Raw genomic sequence first — 13,903 nt, 5'->3', positions numbered from 1 at the left:
TTCGTCTTGGGCATAGAGTGCCTTTTTTTGCGTCAGTCGTCGCCTGTTTCGGGAGTGAAAGCGCTCAGTCCCTCAGTCGTAACCTTGCCAACGCAGGCGCGGCCAGTGGCGCTGCGTGGCGATGGCTTCCAGGGTCGGGTCGGCACGGACCGCATGCGGATGATCGACGAACTCCAGCAACGCCAGATCATTGCGTGAATCCGAATAGCCCCAGGTGGGGAGGTTGTGTCCACCGGGGCCGAGATGCTCTGCCAGCCAGTGCGTCAAGGCCGCAAGCTTGCCATCGCGGAAGGTACGGATGCCCCGGGCGCGTCCCGTGTAGCAGCCATCCTTGACCTCCAGGCGAGTCGCCAGCGCGGCATCCAATGCCAGTCGCTCTGCCAGCGGTGCCACCAGCTGGGCTGTCGAGGCCGAGATGATCACGACCTGATGGCCCTGATCACGATGCCAGGCGATGCGCTCGCGACCCTCACGGTAGAGGCGCGGCAGCAGTTCGGTATCGAGGAAGGTGTCCACCTCGGCCTCGACCTCACTGACGGTGCGACCGGCCAGCGGGGAGAGCAGATGGCTCAGGTGCGCTTCCATGTCGAGTCGGCCCGCGGCGTAGTCTGCCATCTGTTGCGCCCAGATGGCGCGGTATCGCTCGGGGTCCGTGATCCAGCCCAGCTGGATCAGCCACTCGGTCCACAGTCCCGTAGCGTCGCCATCCAGCAGGGTGTCATCGAGATCGAAGATGGCCAGCCCGCGCACTTCCCCCCCAGGCACTTCACTCATGTGCATTTCACCCATTTGCCACCCGTGACCTGTCGCCAGTGTCGTGCGTGCCCAGCGCCTGGACTTCGTCGAGATCGGCATGCACCTGCACGCGCAGATGGTCGGGCAGCAGCTGGCGGGCACTGCGGTTGAGCACATCGACGTTGAGACGCAGTCCCTGACAATCCACCTCGTAGCGCACGATGTTGCCCAGCAATTGATGGCGCAGGATGACGCCGGGCAGCGCTGGCCCCACATTGGCCGGCAATGGCTGGAGCGGGAAGTCGAGGCCAGCCTCCAGGTGCCCGGGGAGGAGGGGGCGTGTCATCTCATCCGGCTGCAGATAGAGCGCCTCCGGCCGCAATGCGACCTGCGGGCTATCGCACAGGTAGCCGAGCAGGGGGCGGGCAAGCTCGCTGCCGATCAGATTGTAATGGCCCATGAAGCCTGCGGCCGTGGCGTCTACCGGTCGGGTGTAGAGCGATGCTGCGTTGCCCTGCTGGAGAATGCTGCCCTGATGCATCAGGAAGATGCGATCCGAGAGCAGCAAGGCCTCTTCCTGATCGTGGGTGACGAACAGGGTGGTGAGGCCGAGACTCTTCTGGATGTCGCGAATCTGATCGCGCAGATGACGGCGGATGCGCGCATCCAGCGCCGAGAGCGGCTCATCGAGCAGCAGGATCTGGGGCTCGACCACCAGCGCGCGCGCCAGTGCCACGCGTTGACGCTGGCCACCGGACAGCTGATGTGGATAGCGCTGTGCCTGGTCGGTCAGCTCCACCAGTCGCAGCACTTCCGTGACGCGGCGCTCGCGCTCCTCGGGGCGCACCTTCTTCATGCGCAGGCCGAAGGCGACGTTGTCCGCCACGCGCATGTTGGGGAACAGCGCATAGTGCTGGAAGACCATGCCGATGCCGCGCCGCTGGGGCGGCAGACGGGTGATGTCGTGACCATCGACGATGATCTCGCCGCTGTCCACGTCGTTGAGCCCGGCAATGGCGCGCAGCAGGGTGGATTTTCCGCAGCCAGAGGGCCCGAGCAGGGTGATGAACTCGCCACGGGCGATCTCGGCATCGATGTCGGAGAACACGCGCGTCTTGCCGAAACGTTTGGCCAGGCCCTTGAGCGTCAGGTACTGCTGGTCGGCGGCCTGTTCACGCAACGCGCTGGTCAGCAGGCCATCGCTGTCGTGGCGAGAGTGGGTCTGCGGGATATCGGTGGCAAGCATCAGCGGTGCCCTCGTGAATCGGTACGGGAATGGGGGGCGGCAGGGCCAGCTTTCGGGGGCGTGGCGGGGAGACCTTCCGTCATGGCGGTGGCCAGCGCCTCCTCGGGGTCATCTTCCGGCATCGCCTGCTCGGCGGGCTGGCGGTTGCCCAGCCAGGTGAGAATCAGGGTGAACACGAACAGCGTGATGACCAGCGCACTGGTGAAGTGGCCGCTGGCCCCGCGAATGTTGTTCAGGTAGACCTGCAGCGTCTCGAAACGGGTGCCGACCAGCATGTTGGCGAACACGAATTCACCGGCCAGAAACGAGAAGGCCAGGAAGACGGCGATCTGGATGCCGACCCGGATATTGGGCAGGACCACCTGGAAGAAGGCCTGCAGCGGGCTGGCGCCCAGCAACTGGGCGGCTTCCATCAGCGATGCCACATCCAGCGCCCGCAGGCTGTTGGCCAGCGCTCGGTACATGAAGGGCAGCACGATGGTGAAATAGGTGGGAATCAGGATCCAGGATGTGCCGATGATCGGTAGTGGTCCGCCGGCATACAGCTGCAGCAGACCGACCGAGGACACGATGGGCGGCACGGCGAAGGGCAGCAGGATCAGGCCATTCATCCAGCCATCCAGACGCGGATAGCGGGTATGGGCCAGGAAGACCACCGGCACGATCAACAGCAGTGACAGGATCAGGGCGCCGACGGCGACCAGCAGGGAGCGCCCGAATGCGGCGAGAAAACGGGGGGTCGTCCACAGCTCCAGAAACCACTTCACCGTCAGGCCATCGGGCGTGAGGCTGGCGCCCCAGCGGGTGGCAAGGGCGTAGAACAGCGTGGCCACCAGCGGCAGTGCCAGCAGCGTGAAGACACTGCCCACCACCACGCTGTAGGGATTGAGCCCGCGCAGACGCGCCATCAGGCTGGGCAGCAGCGGCTTGCCATGGCGATACGGCAGTTCAGCGGGAAGTGACATGGTAGCTCCTGCGCATGAGCCACTGCTGGATCAGCGTGACGATGACGAGAATGACCACCAGTACCATCGCCAGTGCGCTGGCCAGTTCCGGCTGCAGGAAGAGGTCGCCGGAGACCAGATTGGCGATGCGGATGGTCATCAGGTTGTAGCTGGTGTTCACCAGCGCATAGACGGTGGCATAGGCGCCCATGGCATTGGCGAACAGTACGGTGAGCGTGCCGGCCAGCGACGGCCAGAGCACGGGCAGGCCGATGTGCTGCCAGTAGGCCAGACGGTTGGCGCCGAGCAGGCTGGCGGCTTCGCGCCACTCGCCCTTGAGCGTGCTGAAGGCCGGGTAGAGCAGCAGGATGCCCAGCGGGATCTGGAACCAGGTGTAGATGACGATCAGGCCTGTGCGTGAATAGAGATTGAAGTCATCGATGATGCCCAGGCGCTCCAGCATCAAGGTCAGCATGCCGTTGGCCCCCATCAGGATGATGAAGGCGAAGGCCAGCGGCACGCCGGCGAAGTTGCTGGTCATGTTGGTGAAGGCGATCATCGCGCGCGTCAGGCCCGGCCCGCAGCGGTGCATGCTGTGACAGGTCACGGCGGCGATCGCCAGTCCCAGCACGCTGGACATCAGCGAGATCTCGAGACTGCGGCCGATGGCCTGGCGGAAGAAGGGGGAGGTGGCGATTTCCTGAAAATTGGCCAGCCCCCAGCCTGCGGAGGTCTTGAAGGCGCTGATCATCACCCAGATCAGCGGGGCGATCTGGAAGGCGAAGAAGAGGATGGCGAAGGGCAGCAGCCACATCGCGGGGCTGGTCAGCACTCGCCTGAGGAATGTCGGCATCATGCGTCCCCTCCAGGGCCTGCCAGCAGGGATGTGTTGCTGGCCTTGTCGTGCTCCAGTCCCAGCACGCTTGCCAGAGTGCCGCAGAGCTCGCGCTGGCGAAGGTTGCGGGCGGGGCTGCGGGCGAAGGCGCTGCCGAAGGTCCAGAGCGGCACTCGGCGCTCTTCTTCGAGAAGCCCGGAATGTGAACGGTCGGCGTTCATGCCGTGATCGGCGGTGACCATCACCTGATAGCCGGCCTCCAGCCAGCAGGGCAGGTAGTCGGCCAAGGCGACATCGGCATGACGCGCCGCATTGCGATATTGCGCGGACTCACCGCCGTGGCGATGGCCGGCGTCATCGATGTTCATGCTGTGCACCAGCAGGAAGTCCGGGTCGTGACGCAGTCTCAGCATCTCGGCATCGCTGAAGACGTGGTCGTCCGGGTAGTGATCCTGCCAGTAGAAGATGCCCGCCTGGATGGCGGATTCGGGATTGTCTAGCAGCCGGTGTCTGGCCGGCACGAAGGGGGCGGCGACGTAGAGTTCGCTGACCCAGTGATAGGCGGCTGCCGCGGTGCGTCGGCCCTGCTGACTGGCGAGGTCGAACAGGCTCACGCCACGCGAGCGTCGCACGATGCCATTGTTGACGATGCCGGAGTCGACGGGCAGATCACCGGTCAACAGGCACTCATAGAGCGGTCGCGACATCGCTGGCAGTTCGCACTCCAGCGACTGGTACTGCCCGCGACCGGCCTCGATCAGGGCGCTCAGATAGCCCATGGCATGCCGACCCACGGCATGGTTGAGGCCATCGAGCACGACAAGAATGACACGCTGGGACATGAAGACTCCGTGAAGCTCAAGACGGCACCGTGTGGACGGTGCCGTCTGTCAGGATGGTGCGCGCTCTATCCGCTCTGGGCAGAGGCCGGGGGTCACTGCTGGTGGATCAGTACCTGGGACTGCCACTGACGAGGCAGCTGTCGGGCACTGGCTTCCCAGCCGGCGAAGTCCTGTACCGGGCGGGCATTGGCGTACTGCTCGTTGGGCAGCAGCTTGGCGGCGATGTCTTCCGGCAGGGTCAGGTGCTCGGCGCGGATCGGGCGGGCGTAACCTGCCGCCAGGTTCAGCTGGCCGGCATCTGACAGGATGTACTCACGCGCCAGCTTGGCGGCGTTCGGGTGAGCGGCATGCTTGTTGATGATGGTGGCGTACCCCGAGGTGACGGAGGCATCCGAGGGGATGACCACCTCGAAGGTGTCGCGGTTGATCTGATCGCGATAGTTGAGCGCGTTGAAGTCCCACAGCAGTGCGACCTCCACCTCGCCCTTCTCCAGGTTGGCGATGCTCGGCTCGGCCAGTGACAGGCGTCCCTGGCGGGCCAGTTCGGCGAACACTTCCAGACCCGGCGTCAGGTCTGACTCGCTGCCGCCATTGGCGAAGGCTGCGGCCAGGATGGCGTTGTTGGCCTGGGACGCCTTGCCGACCGCGCCGACGGAGACCTTGTAATCGCCATTGGCGAGATCCGCGAAGGAAGCGGGGCGCTGATCTTCACTGACGAGTGTCTTGTTGATCATCAGGGAGATGGTGCCGGTGTAGCCCAGCATCCATTCGCCATCTTCATCCTTGGCCCAGTCGGGGATCTCGTCCCAGGTGGTCGGCTTGTAGGCTTGAGTCACGCCCTGCTTGACCGCGATGGGGCCGAAGGCGAAGCCCACGTCACCGATATCTGCCGTGGCGTTCTCGCCTTCGGCCTTGAACTTGGCGACTTCCTCGGCGGAGCTCATGTCGGTATCGCTGTGCGCGATGGAATACTTCGACTCGAGGTCTGCCCAGGTGTCTTTCCAGTTGGCCCAGCTGTCCGGCATGCCGACGCTGTCGACGCGGCCTTCTGCCTGGGCGGCCTTGAGCAGTGCGTCCGGCACTTCAGCGGCACTGACGGAGGCGCTGCTCAGCAGGGTGGCCATGAGGGCCGAGACCATCAGGCCGGCGGTACGGGGCGAGGTAGCGGTGAACGACTTCAATGACAATCCTCCCAGACGGGGTAATCAACGGATGCGAGAGTGCATTCCTGGCCAGCGAGTCGCCGAGGCGAGCAGGCAGGCGAGATGGGGTCAAAGCTGGTTATTGTCCTGCGCAGTCTTCCTCGAGACCTGCCACCTCAATTTCTGTGGTCTAGTTCAGTCTCGGGGCTGACATGACTTTACGCAGCGGTTGTGACAGTCGCGTGTCGTCACTATGTCAGTGTCGTGATGTCAGTGTCGTGGCAATGAGCCATCAGCCATCAGTGCTACATGTTTTGACGCAACGCTGCGTGGTGCCGGCTGATTTCCTGACAATTCCCTGCATGACAGCGTGCTCCTGTGCTAGGCATCCGCCTCGGATTCTCACGCTCATCACATAGGAAGGCCTTGCGCTGTCACCGGATCGTCATGCCTGTGTCATGATGCTTGGCGAGCGTGGGCTGACTCGTCTGGCGACGTCTACACTAGACCACAGCGATCGCGATTCTCGGGCCTTGTCATGATGGACACCTTGGATGACATGCAAGTGACTCGCCAGAAATCGCTCTCTTTCGTTATCTTTCAGGAACTTCGCATGCCTTCATCATCGATCGAGCCCACAGGTGACGACGCAACTTCCCTGACGCGCACGGCGGATTTGCCCGTCACCGGGCTCAAGGGCAGGCTGCTGAACCATCTTGAAGCAGCGCCGCTGCATGCCTCGCAGCGTCTGCCGTCCGAGCGTGAGATGATCGAGCGGTTCGGCACCACACGAGTCACCTTGCGAGATGCCTTGCTGCAGCTGGAAGCGGAAGGGAGAATCTATCGCGAGAACCGCCGCGGCTGGTTCGTCTCGCCGCCGCGCCTCAGGTATGACCTGCTGGCATGTCTGCCTTTTCACGAGATGGTGCAGTCGCAGCAGCGGGTCGCTTCCACCGAGGTGCTGGCCGCTCAGGAAGTTCCCGCTGATGAGGTGATCGCCCAGCGTCTGGGAATTGCACGGGGCGCCGGGGTCTATCGCATCACGCGAGTGCGGCGCATCGATGGCCGGCGGGTGCTGCACGTCTGTCATCACCTGCGACGCGACTGCTTCCCCGGCATTCTCGATTTCGATCTCTCGGCGCATTCGCTGACGACGCTCTACCTTCACCAGTACGCCATTCGCATCCGGCGCGTGAGCTTCGAGCTGGCCTCCAGCGTGTTCGACGCCGAGACGGCCGTCGCCCTGAATGCGGCACCGGGTAGCCCGGCGCAGCGCATCACGCGGATCAACTTCGATCAGAATGGCCGTGCAGTGGACTGCGATGATGAACACTGGCGTCACGATGCCATCGAGTTGACGTTATCCGCCGCACCACAACGCTAGAGGGCAATCTGGCGACATACGCCACCAGCCTTCGGGGCTTTCCTTCAACTCGACGAAAACGCCCGCAAGTCCTCCTCTGACGGGAAGGCTTGCGGGCGTTGTGGTAATGGCGTGCGTGATGTGGCCGTGGGGCATCGTGGGGGCAAGCCCTCAGCGCATCAGCAGCGTGTCATCTATCTCGCGGAAGTGATCAGCGCTGCGCATCAGGGCGAGGGCAGTGAGTGCCTCGACACCGTAGACACGCGTCGTGACGGCATGGCGCGCTGCGACATGCTCCAGCAGCAGGGCGAAGTCACCATCGCCGGAGGCGAGAATGATCTCGTCGACGTCGGGGGCGGCTTCCATCACATCGATCGTGATGCCGACATCCCAGTCACCCTTGGCCGAGCCATCTCCTCGCTGGATGAAGGGTTTGAGCTTGATCTCGAACCCTATCTCACGCAGGCGTTGCTGGAATTGCTGCTGCTTGGGGTCGCCACGGTCAATCGCATAGGCGTAGGCATGCGTGATGCTGCCCAGGGATTCCAGCTCGGCCCACAGTCGGCGGTAATCGAATTGCCGGCCAAAGGTGTCGCGGGTGGTGTAATAGATATTCTGGACATCGATGAAGACGGCGAGGCGCGTGGGCGAGTCGGATGTCAGCAAGGACGATTGGATTGCGGGCGTGGGAGAGTTCGACATTGGCTGTCACAGGGACCGGAAGGCTGAATGATGTGCCTGAAACAGAGCAGGCAGGTACTGGAGGCGCGTGCGGCGTGGGAGTCGTTCAGGTGTCGCGGGATGACTCAGGCATTGCGCCTGGCTCCGACGATGAGTGCTTGTGCTGCTGACACCATGCAAGGAGAGCGGGTCTGTCTTTCTCTGACCTGTCTGCTCTGATCTGTCTACCCTGACCTGTCTGGTGCTATCGGTTGAAAGCAGAGCTGTTGAAAGCAGAGCTGTTCCAGGTCGCGCCATCTCGAGAGGAGGGCAGAGACCGGCCGCTGCCAATCATGGCGAGCAGCGGCTGGCGATCTTCTGACAGCTTGCCACGATCAGGCCGAGTCTGGGCCTGATGGAAGCATCAGTTGCCGGCAGCGGGATTGGAGGGCTTGGTCGGCTTGTGGCCGATGATCTGACCGCTAACGCCGGATTCAATCACTTCAACCTTGCCGCCACGATCGAGGAAGGCTTGCATCTGGGCTTCCAGCGAGGCGGATGTTTCAACAGCAGCGGGTGCTTTCTTCTTGGCAGCAGTACGAGTGTTGGCCATGCGGGACTCCGTTCCGAGACGTGAGGGGTGGAAGAGCATGATAACACGACTGCGTTTTTCCTGCTTGATCGCGTCAGAAGTAATTAAGAAGTGGTGATTTCGCTGCGTGATATGTTCGTGATGTCGTGATACACCAGCGGCGCTGTTGCGATCACACCAACACAGAGATGCCAGCAGGCAGTGAGTCAGGGCGTTGAAAAGTGATCCAGGCGGCGACATCTCCTTCTTCACGTTGATACTTTTCATGATGCAAGGAGAGCTGGCATGGCGAACACCTTTGACGGCAACACCCGAAGCTACGCACTCAAGTCCGATTCCGCCGATCTGGCGCCATGGAATTTCGAGCGTCGTCAGCCGCGCCCGGATGATGTGGCCATCGAGATCCTGTATTGCGGTGTCTGTCACTCGGACCTGCACGTCGGTCGCAATGACTGGGGCTTCACCCAGTATCCCATCGTGCCGGGTCACGAGATCGTCGGGCGAGTCACCCAAGTCGGCGATGATGTCAGCCAGTACAAGGTGGGTGACATGGTCGGTGTCGGCTGCATGGTAGATTCCTGCCGTGAGTGCAGCGCCTGTCACGATGGGCTCGAGCAGTACTGCCTCGAGGGCATGACCATGACCTACGGCAGCCCGGATCGCCACGATGGCAGCCTCACGCAAGGCGGCTATTCCGACAGGATCGTCGTCAGCGAGCGCTTCGTGGTGTCCATCCCTGACAAGCTGGACCCGGCGGTGGCTGCGCCGCTGCTGTGTGCCGGTGTCACGACCTATTCTCCGCTGCGCCACTACGGCGTGAAGTCCGGCGACAAGGTCGGCGTGATCGGCATGGGTGGCCTGGGCCACATGGGGATCAAGTTCGCCAAGGCGATGGGCTGTGAAGTCACCCTGTTCACGCGCAGTGAAGCCAAGGTAGCGGAAGCGCGCGAGAATGGCGTCGATCACGTCATCGTGTCCAGCGACGATGAGCAGATGGCCGCCGCGACCGAAACCTTCGATTTCCTGCTCGATACGGTACCGGTGCCGCACGATCTCAACCCCTACCTCAATACCCTGAAGTACGACGGTACCCATATTCTCGTCGGGCTGGTACAGGAGGTGGACCCCGCACTGCAGGGCGGCAATCTGGTCATGAAGCGTCGCGTGCTGGCGGGCTCGCTGATCGGCGGCATGCCGGAGACCCAGGAAGTGCTCGATTACTGTGCCGAGCATGACATCACCTGCGATATCGAGATGATCGACATCCAGAATATCAACGAGGCGTGGGAGCGCATGCAGCAGGGCAAGGTGAAATACCGCTTTGTCATCGACATGCAGAGCTTGAAGAACGCCTGACACCTGTCGTCATACCATGCCAGGTCTGGTGTGGTGGCATGAAAAAAGCCCCCGGTATCCTTCTGGATGCCGGGGGCTTTCGCGTCTGTCATGTCACAAAATTGTGATGGGGTGATTCCCGATCGAGGCGAAAACGCGTATAAGAACGCGATGAAAACGCCAAAGAGAATCCAGCCGCTCATAGATGACGGACTGGTCGATGAAGTGCTTCGCCCCTTGATGAGTGGCAAGGAAGCCTCGGTCTACGTGGTGCGCTGCGGAGAAGAGATTCGCTGCGCCAAGGTCTACAAGGATGCTGCCCAGCGCAGCTTCAAGCAGGCCGTGCTCTACCAGGAAGGCCGCAAGGTACGCAACAGCCGTCGTCAGCGGGCGATGGAGAAGGGCTCCGGTTTCGGACGCGATCAGCAGGAAGCCGCCTGGCAGAACGCCGAGGTGGATGCCCTCTATCGTCTGGCCGATGCCGGTGTGCGCGTGCCTCAGCCATACGGCTGCTTTGACGGTGTGCTGCTGATGGAGCTGGTCACCGACGACGATGGCAATGTGGCACCGCGCCTCAATGATGTCTCGATGTCGGCGGAACAGGCGCGTGAAGACCACGCCTTGATGATGCATTACATCGTTCGCATGTTGCATGCCGGCCTGGTGCACGGGGATCTGTCCGAGTTCAATGTGCTGGTCGATGACTACGGCCCGGTGATCATCGATCTTCCGCAGGCGGTGGACGCAGCGGCCAACAACAATGCCAAGAGCATGCTGGCGCGCGATGTCGCCAACATCACCGCCTACTATGCGATGTTCGCTCCGGAACTTGCCCAGACTCGCTACGCTGATGAGATATGGGCATTGTTCGAGGCCGGTGACATGGACCCGGATGTCGAGCTGACGGGTCTCTTCGAGGATGACCCCGAGGCACCGGACGTGGATGCGCTGCTCGAGAACATCATGGCCGCCATGGAAGAGGAGCAGGAACGCAAGGCGCGTCTGAAGAGTGCCGAAGACGGCGATGATGATTAGATGCTGAACGGGTGGGCGCCGGACATCAGGCCCGGTGATGATGCCTTGAGACACGACAACGCCGCTTCACGATGAAGCGGCGTTGTCGTATCTGGCTGGCGGAGGCTTCAGGCGGGGTCGACGGCGTGCTGCTCGGTCTCCGGGTCGTGGCGACGGTGACGCAGCTCGATGCCCTTGAGCAGATTGCGCAGGATCTGGTCCTTGCATTCGCGGTAGTGGCGATGGTCCGGCTTGCGGAAGAAGGCGGACAGTTCCGACTTGGTGATCATCTCGAAACCGGCCAGCGCCAGCAGATCCAGCATGTCATCGTCCTTGAGCTCGAAGGCGATCTTGAGCTTGCGCAGGATCAGATTGTTGTCGAGACGCTTTTCCGGTGCGGGCTGAGCACCCTCGCGCTTGCCCCGGCGCACGTTGATCAGGCCATTGAGGAAGCTGGCCAGATCGATGTCCTTGATGCGCTGCTGGGCATCGTCGTCATCGCGCTTGAGCCAGTCACTGACCTGGGCGCGGGTGACTTCGTGGTCGGCGGCGGCGAAGGTGTTGATCATGTCGCTGTCGGAGAGATTGAGTGCGTAGCGCAGGCGACGGATGATGTCGTTGTTGGTCACGGGCGTGGGTCCGGTCTTTGAGGATGTCTTGAAGTTGCGTGGCGCGCCATGCATGGCGTCAATGGCGCGCAGCATACCAGATCAGGGTGGGGTGCCGCTCCATCCCGGCGCGCTTCCCGGCCGGGGTGGCAGACAGGGCGTGAGTCAGGGCGGCAGGCAGAGCCGCTAGCCGCCTTCGGTGATCAACGCCCGGGCGTCGGGACATCCTGATGACTGACGTCTTCGTCTTCCGCGGTCTCGCGTGCTTCGGCGTGATCCTCCGCGTCAGGCTCGGGCCTTTCATCGACGTGATTCGTCTTCTGGTTCGGGGTCAGTGCCAGCTCCGTCAGCAGCGGGAAATGATCGGAGCCGAAGGCTTCCATGCGAGCCACGCGCACCACGCTGAAATGCCGGCTATGGAAGAGGTGGTCCAACGGCCAGCGCAGCAAGGGAATGCTGGCATGGAAGGTATTGAACATGCCACGGCCGACGCGTGGGTCCAGCAGGCCGGACAGTTTGCGGAACAGGCGTGTGGTGCGAGACCAGGCCACGTCGTTGAGATCTCCCGTCACGATGATGGGCTGCTCGCTCTCGGCCACGCTCTTGGCCACGATGACAAGCTCAGCGTCTCGTTCGCTGGACTCCTCGTTTTCGGTCGGGCTGGGCGGTGCGGGATGCAGGAAATGAGCGCGTATGCGATCGCCGCTCTTGAGCTCCAGATGGGCATGCATCGAGGGCACGTCATCTTCGACCAGGTAGTCGATGCTGGCGTCGTGCAGGGGCAGACGAGAATAGACATGCATACCGTAGAGGTTGTCCAGCGGGCACTTGAGCGTATGCCGGTAGCCATGCTCCGGCTCATCTCCCTCCAGGACATCCAGGCGGCTTTCCCACCAGCCATCGGACTCCAGGGTGACGAGAACGTCGGGTTGCTCGCGCCTGACGATCGCCAGCAGGGCGTCACTGTCGTGGTTGCTGGTCAGCACGTTGGCGGTCAACAGACGCACATGACGTGCGGGATCACTGTGCTGCGCGACGCCCGATTCACAGCGGGCGAGCCGGGTGTAGGGAATGATCCACTGCGCCTGGTAGATGAGCCCTGCCAGTGCGATGAAAGCCAGCGTCAGCCGCAGCCCTGTCGCGAGCTCGCCGACGAGAAGGTCGGCCACCAGCAGGGCCGCCCAGAGTACCGCCAGCTGCAGGCGGGGAAAGTCCATGATGCGGACGGACCAATGCCGCAGGCGCGTGAGTGGCAGCAGGGTGAAGGCTGCCATCAGCAGCGTGAGTACGCCGAGTAGCGTGGGGATCATGGGGGCTCCGGTGACAGGAATGGGGCGGGAAATCAAACGCTCAAGCGTCAGACATGGTGGCGACATGCCTGACACTCAAGTCAGGACGCTTTACTCACGAGGCAACCCGTCGCTGACGCCAGAGACGCGCGATCCATTGCCAGCGATTGATCAGCAGGGCCATGAAGATCAGTCCGCAGCCTGTCATCTGGATCAGGGTCATGCGCTCTCCGAACCAGGCAGCCGACATCAGGGCCGCCCAGACCGCTTCGAGCATCAGGATGACCGAGGCATGGCTGGGCGTAGTCAGGCTCTGTGCGTAAATCTGCAGGAAGAAACGCAGGGTGCTGGCGATCAGAGTGCTGGCCAGAAACCAGCTCAGGATGTCGAGACTGATGCCGGCCGGCCAGCTTTCGCTCATGGCCGACAGCACCAGGCAGGTGACGCCGGTGGTCATCAGCTGGATGGCCGTCAGCGGCAGGGCCGGGATATTGCGCACCAGACGCGAATTGAAGTTGAACACCAGGGCAAACAGGCAGGCAGCCCCGAAGATCAGCCATTGTGCCGGTTCGATATGAAAGCTTTCCGTAGCGCCGGGTTGTCCCATGCCCAACAGAGCGAAACCGAGCAGGGCGGTGGGCAGGGCGATCCAGGTGCTCATCGGCGGCCTGTCCTTGAACAGCAGGCGGGCGAGCACCGGTACCATCAGAATCCCGAAACTGTTGATGAACGCGATCACGCCGAGCTGCTCGGACAGTGCCACCCCCAATGACCAGCAGGCCATGGCACCGCCAAACAGGACGCCGACTCCACTGGCGCGCAGCTTGCGAGTAGTGGAGAGCTGTCTCAGCGAGCGAGCGTCGAAGATCGCCAGGATGAGGCCTGCCAGCAGGAAGCGGCTGCCGATGAACAGTAGCGGGGGCATCCCGGCCATGGCTTCCTTGGAGAAGATCCAGCCTGCGGCGGCGATGATGGTGACCAGCAGGAGCAACAGGTCGGCCTTGAAAGGCGAGCGGGAAGGCGTCGTCTCGGTAGTGGTGCTCATGGGGTGGCGTCGGTTCCTTTGGGCATGGGAATGTCTGATCTCTATCCTAACAAGCTGATACAGGCGGTGCTGTCATATATCGGAACTTGCAAATTCAACAATGGAGCTTGAATTCCGTGGCAGGATAAGCCTAATGCAGAGGGAATCGATAGCGTTGCAGCGATCGATCTCGCGGCTTTTCACGAATGCAGGAATGGTGGTCAGGAGGCTGGATGGCGACACCGTCGCAGGACACGACATCGAAAGATCATGG

The 13,903-nt window shown here is 62.4% G+C and carries 14 protein-coding genes; 3 read left to right on the top strand and 11 right to left on the bottom strand.

Annotated features, from left to right (window positions below; genetic code table 11):
• Positions 1 to 72: 72 nt before the first annotated feature.
• The 6 genes from QD172_RS01490 to QD172_RS01465 all read right to left on the bottom strand — a co-directional run bounded on the left by QD172_RS01490 (position 73) and on the right by QD172_RS01465 (position 5,783).
• Complete coding sequence (locus QD172_RS01490; protein WP_279854652.1) at positions 73 to 774, bottom strand: HAD-IB family hydrolase; 702 nt, start codon at positions 772 to 774, stop codon at positions 73 to 75.
• A 7-nt stretch (positions 775 to 781) separates the two neighbouring features.
• A complete protein-coding gene (locus QD172_RS01485; RefSeq protein ID WP_176494062.1) occupies positions 782 to 1,981 on the bottom strand; it encodes an ABC transporter ATP-binding protein in 1,200 nt (399 codons plus the stop codon).
• The gene (locus QD172_RS01480) at positions 1,981 to 2,946 is read right to left on the bottom strand and encodes an ABC transporter permease (protein WP_279854651.1); all 966 of its coding nucleotides are present in this window, start codon (positions 2,944 to 2,946) and stop codon (positions 1,981 to 1,983) included. Before QD172_RS01480 ends, QD172_RS01485 begins: the two co-directional genes overlap by 1 nt.
• A complete protein-coding gene (locus tag QD172_RS01475; protein WP_279854650.1) occupies positions 2,930 to 3,781 on the bottom strand; it encodes an ABC transporter permease subunit in 852 nt (283 codons plus the stop codon). Before QD172_RS01475 ends, QD172_RS01480 begins: the two co-directional genes overlap by 17 nt.
• Positions 3,778 to 4,602 (bottom strand): alkaline phosphatase family protein, encoded by an 825-nt coding sequence (locus tag QD172_RS01470; RefSeq protein ID WP_279854649.1) that lies wholly within the window; start codon positions 4,600 to 4,602, stop codon positions 3,778 to 3,780. The genes QD172_RS01475 and QD172_RS01470 overlap by 4 nt, the downstream gene beginning before the upstream one ends.
• 92 nt (positions 4,603 to 4,694) lie before the next feature.
• On the bottom strand, positions 4,695 to 5,783 hold the full coding sequence (locus QD172_RS01465) for an extracellular solute-binding protein (protein ID WP_240704327.1): 1,089 nt from the start codon (positions 5,781 to 5,783) through the stop codon (positions 4,695 to 4,697).
• Positions 5,784 to 6,357: 574 nt separating this feature from the next.
• On the opposite strand from QD172_RS01465, the gene QD172_RS01460 reads away from it, so the two are divergent.
• Positions 6,358 to 7,128, top strand: a complete 771-nt coding sequence (locus tag QD172_RS01460) for a UTRA domain-containing protein (RefSeq protein ID WP_279854648.1) — start codon at positions 6,358 to 6,360, stop codon at positions 7,126 to 7,128.
• A gap of 150 nt (positions 7,129 to 7,278) precedes the next feature.
• On the opposite strand, the gene QD172_RS01455 is transcribed toward QD172_RS01460, so the two are convergent.
• Positions 7,279 to 7,773, bottom strand: a complete 495-nt coding sequence (locus QD172_RS01455; RefSeq protein WP_271302460.1) for an NYN domain-containing protein — start codon at positions 7,771 to 7,773, stop codon at positions 7,279 to 7,281.
• A gap of 418 nt (positions 7,774 to 8,191) precedes the next feature.
• Positions 8,192 to 8,626: a hypothetical protein gene (locus QD172_RS01450; protein WP_279854647.1), complete on the bottom strand. Its 435-nt coding sequence runs from the start codon at positions 8,624 to 8,626 to the stop codon at positions 8,192 to 8,194.
• An 18-nt stretch (positions 8,627 to 8,644) separates the two neighbouring features.
• Here QD172_RS01450 and QD172_RS01445 point away from each other — a divergent pair, with 18 nt between their 5' ends.
• On the top strand, positions 8,645 to 9,715 hold the full coding sequence (locus QD172_RS01445; RefSeq protein ID WP_176503909.1) for an NAD(P)-dependent alcohol dehydrogenase: 1,071 nt from the start codon (positions 8,645 to 8,647) through the stop codon (positions 9,713 to 9,715).
• A 150-nt stretch (positions 9,716 to 9,865) separates the two neighbouring features.
• Positions 9,866 to 10,729: a PA4780 family RIO1-like protein kinase gene (locus QD172_RS01440; protein WP_084208521.1), complete on the top strand. Its 864-nt coding sequence runs from the start codon at positions 9,866 to 9,868 to the stop codon at positions 10,727 to 10,729.
• A 107-nt stretch (positions 10,730 to 10,836) separates the two neighbouring features.
• On the opposite strand, the gene QD172_RS01435 is transcribed toward QD172_RS01440, so the two are convergent.
• The 3 genes from QD172_RS01435 to QD172_RS01425 form a co-directional block, all read right to left on the bottom strand.
• Positions 10,837 to 11,337 (bottom strand): DUF1456 family protein, encoded by a 501-nt coding sequence (locus QD172_RS01435; protein WP_077377281.1) that lies wholly within the window; start codon positions 11,335 to 11,337, stop codon positions 10,837 to 10,839.
• Positions 11,338 to 11,519: 182 nt separating this feature from the next.
• Entirely contained in the window at positions 11,520 to 12,626 is a 1,107-nt protein-coding gene (locus QD172_RS01430; protein ID WP_136939351.1) for an endonuclease/exonuclease/phosphatase family protein, read from the bottom strand.
• Positions 12,627 to 12,720: 94 nt separating this feature from the next.
• Positions 12,721 to 13,650, bottom strand: coding sequence for a DMT family transporter (locus tag QD172_RS01425; protein WP_279854646.1), 930 nt, complete (start codon positions 13,648 to 13,650; stop codon positions 12,721 to 12,723).
• Between the last annotated feature and the right edge of the window lie 253 nt (positions 13,651 to 13,903).

The organism is Cobetia sp. 10Alg 146 (assembly GCF_029846385.1).
GTDB lineage: Bacteria > Pseudomonadota > Gammaproteobacteria > Pseudomonadales > Halomonadaceae > Cobetia > Cobetia marina.
Note: the sequence above shows the minus strand (reverse complement) of the source record. Positions and strands in the feature narration are given on the sequence as shown.

What these genes read in the sequence shown, in the direction of transcription:
- QD172_RS01490 (WP_279854652.1), bottom strand. Translation starts at nt 774, where the DNA reads ATGAGTGAAGTGCCTGGGGGGGAAGTGCGCGGGCTGGCCATCTTCGAT.
- QD172_RS01485 (WP_176494062.1), bottom strand. Translation starts at nt 1,981, where the DNA reads ATGCTTGCCACCGATATCCCGCAGACCCACTCTCGCCACGACAGCGAT.
- QD172_RS01480 (WP_279854651.1), bottom strand. Translation starts at nt 2,946, where the DNA reads ATGTCACTTCCCGCTGAACTGCCGTATCGCCATGGCAAGCCGCTGCTG.
- QD172_RS01475 (WP_279854650.1), bottom strand. Translation starts at nt 3,781, where the DNA reads ATGATGCCGACATTCCTCAGGCGAGTGCTGACCAGCCCCGCGATGTGG.
- QD172_RS01470 (WP_279854649.1), bottom strand. Translation starts at nt 4,602, where the DNA reads ATGTCCCAGCGTGTCATTCTTGTCGTGCTCGATGGCCTCAACCATGCC.
- QD172_RS01460 (WP_279854648.1), top strand. Translation starts at nt 6,358, where the DNA reads ATGCCTTCATCATCGATCGAGCCCACAGGTGACGACGCAACTTCCCTG.
- QD172_RS01450 (WP_279854647.1), bottom strand. Translation starts at nt 8,626, where the DNA reads ATGAAAAGTATCAACGTGAAGAAGGAGATGTCGCCGCCTGGATCACTT.
- QD172_RS01445 (WP_176503909.1), top strand. Translation starts at nt 8,645, where the DNA reads ATGGCGAACACCTTTGACGGCAACACCCGAAGCTACGCACTCAAGTCC.
- QD172_RS01440 (WP_084208521.1), top strand. Translation starts at nt 9,866, where the DNA reads ATGAAAACGCCAAAGAGAATCCAGCCGCTCATAGATGACGGACTGGTC.
- QD172_RS01430 (WP_136939351.1), bottom strand. Translation starts at nt 12,626, where the DNA reads ATGATCCCCACGCTACTCGGCGTACTCACGCTGCTGATGGCAGCCTTC.
- QD172_RS01425 (WP_279854646.1), bottom strand. Translation starts at nt 13,650, where the DNA reads ATGAGCACCACTACCGAGACGACGCCTTCCCGCTCGCCTTTCAAGGCC.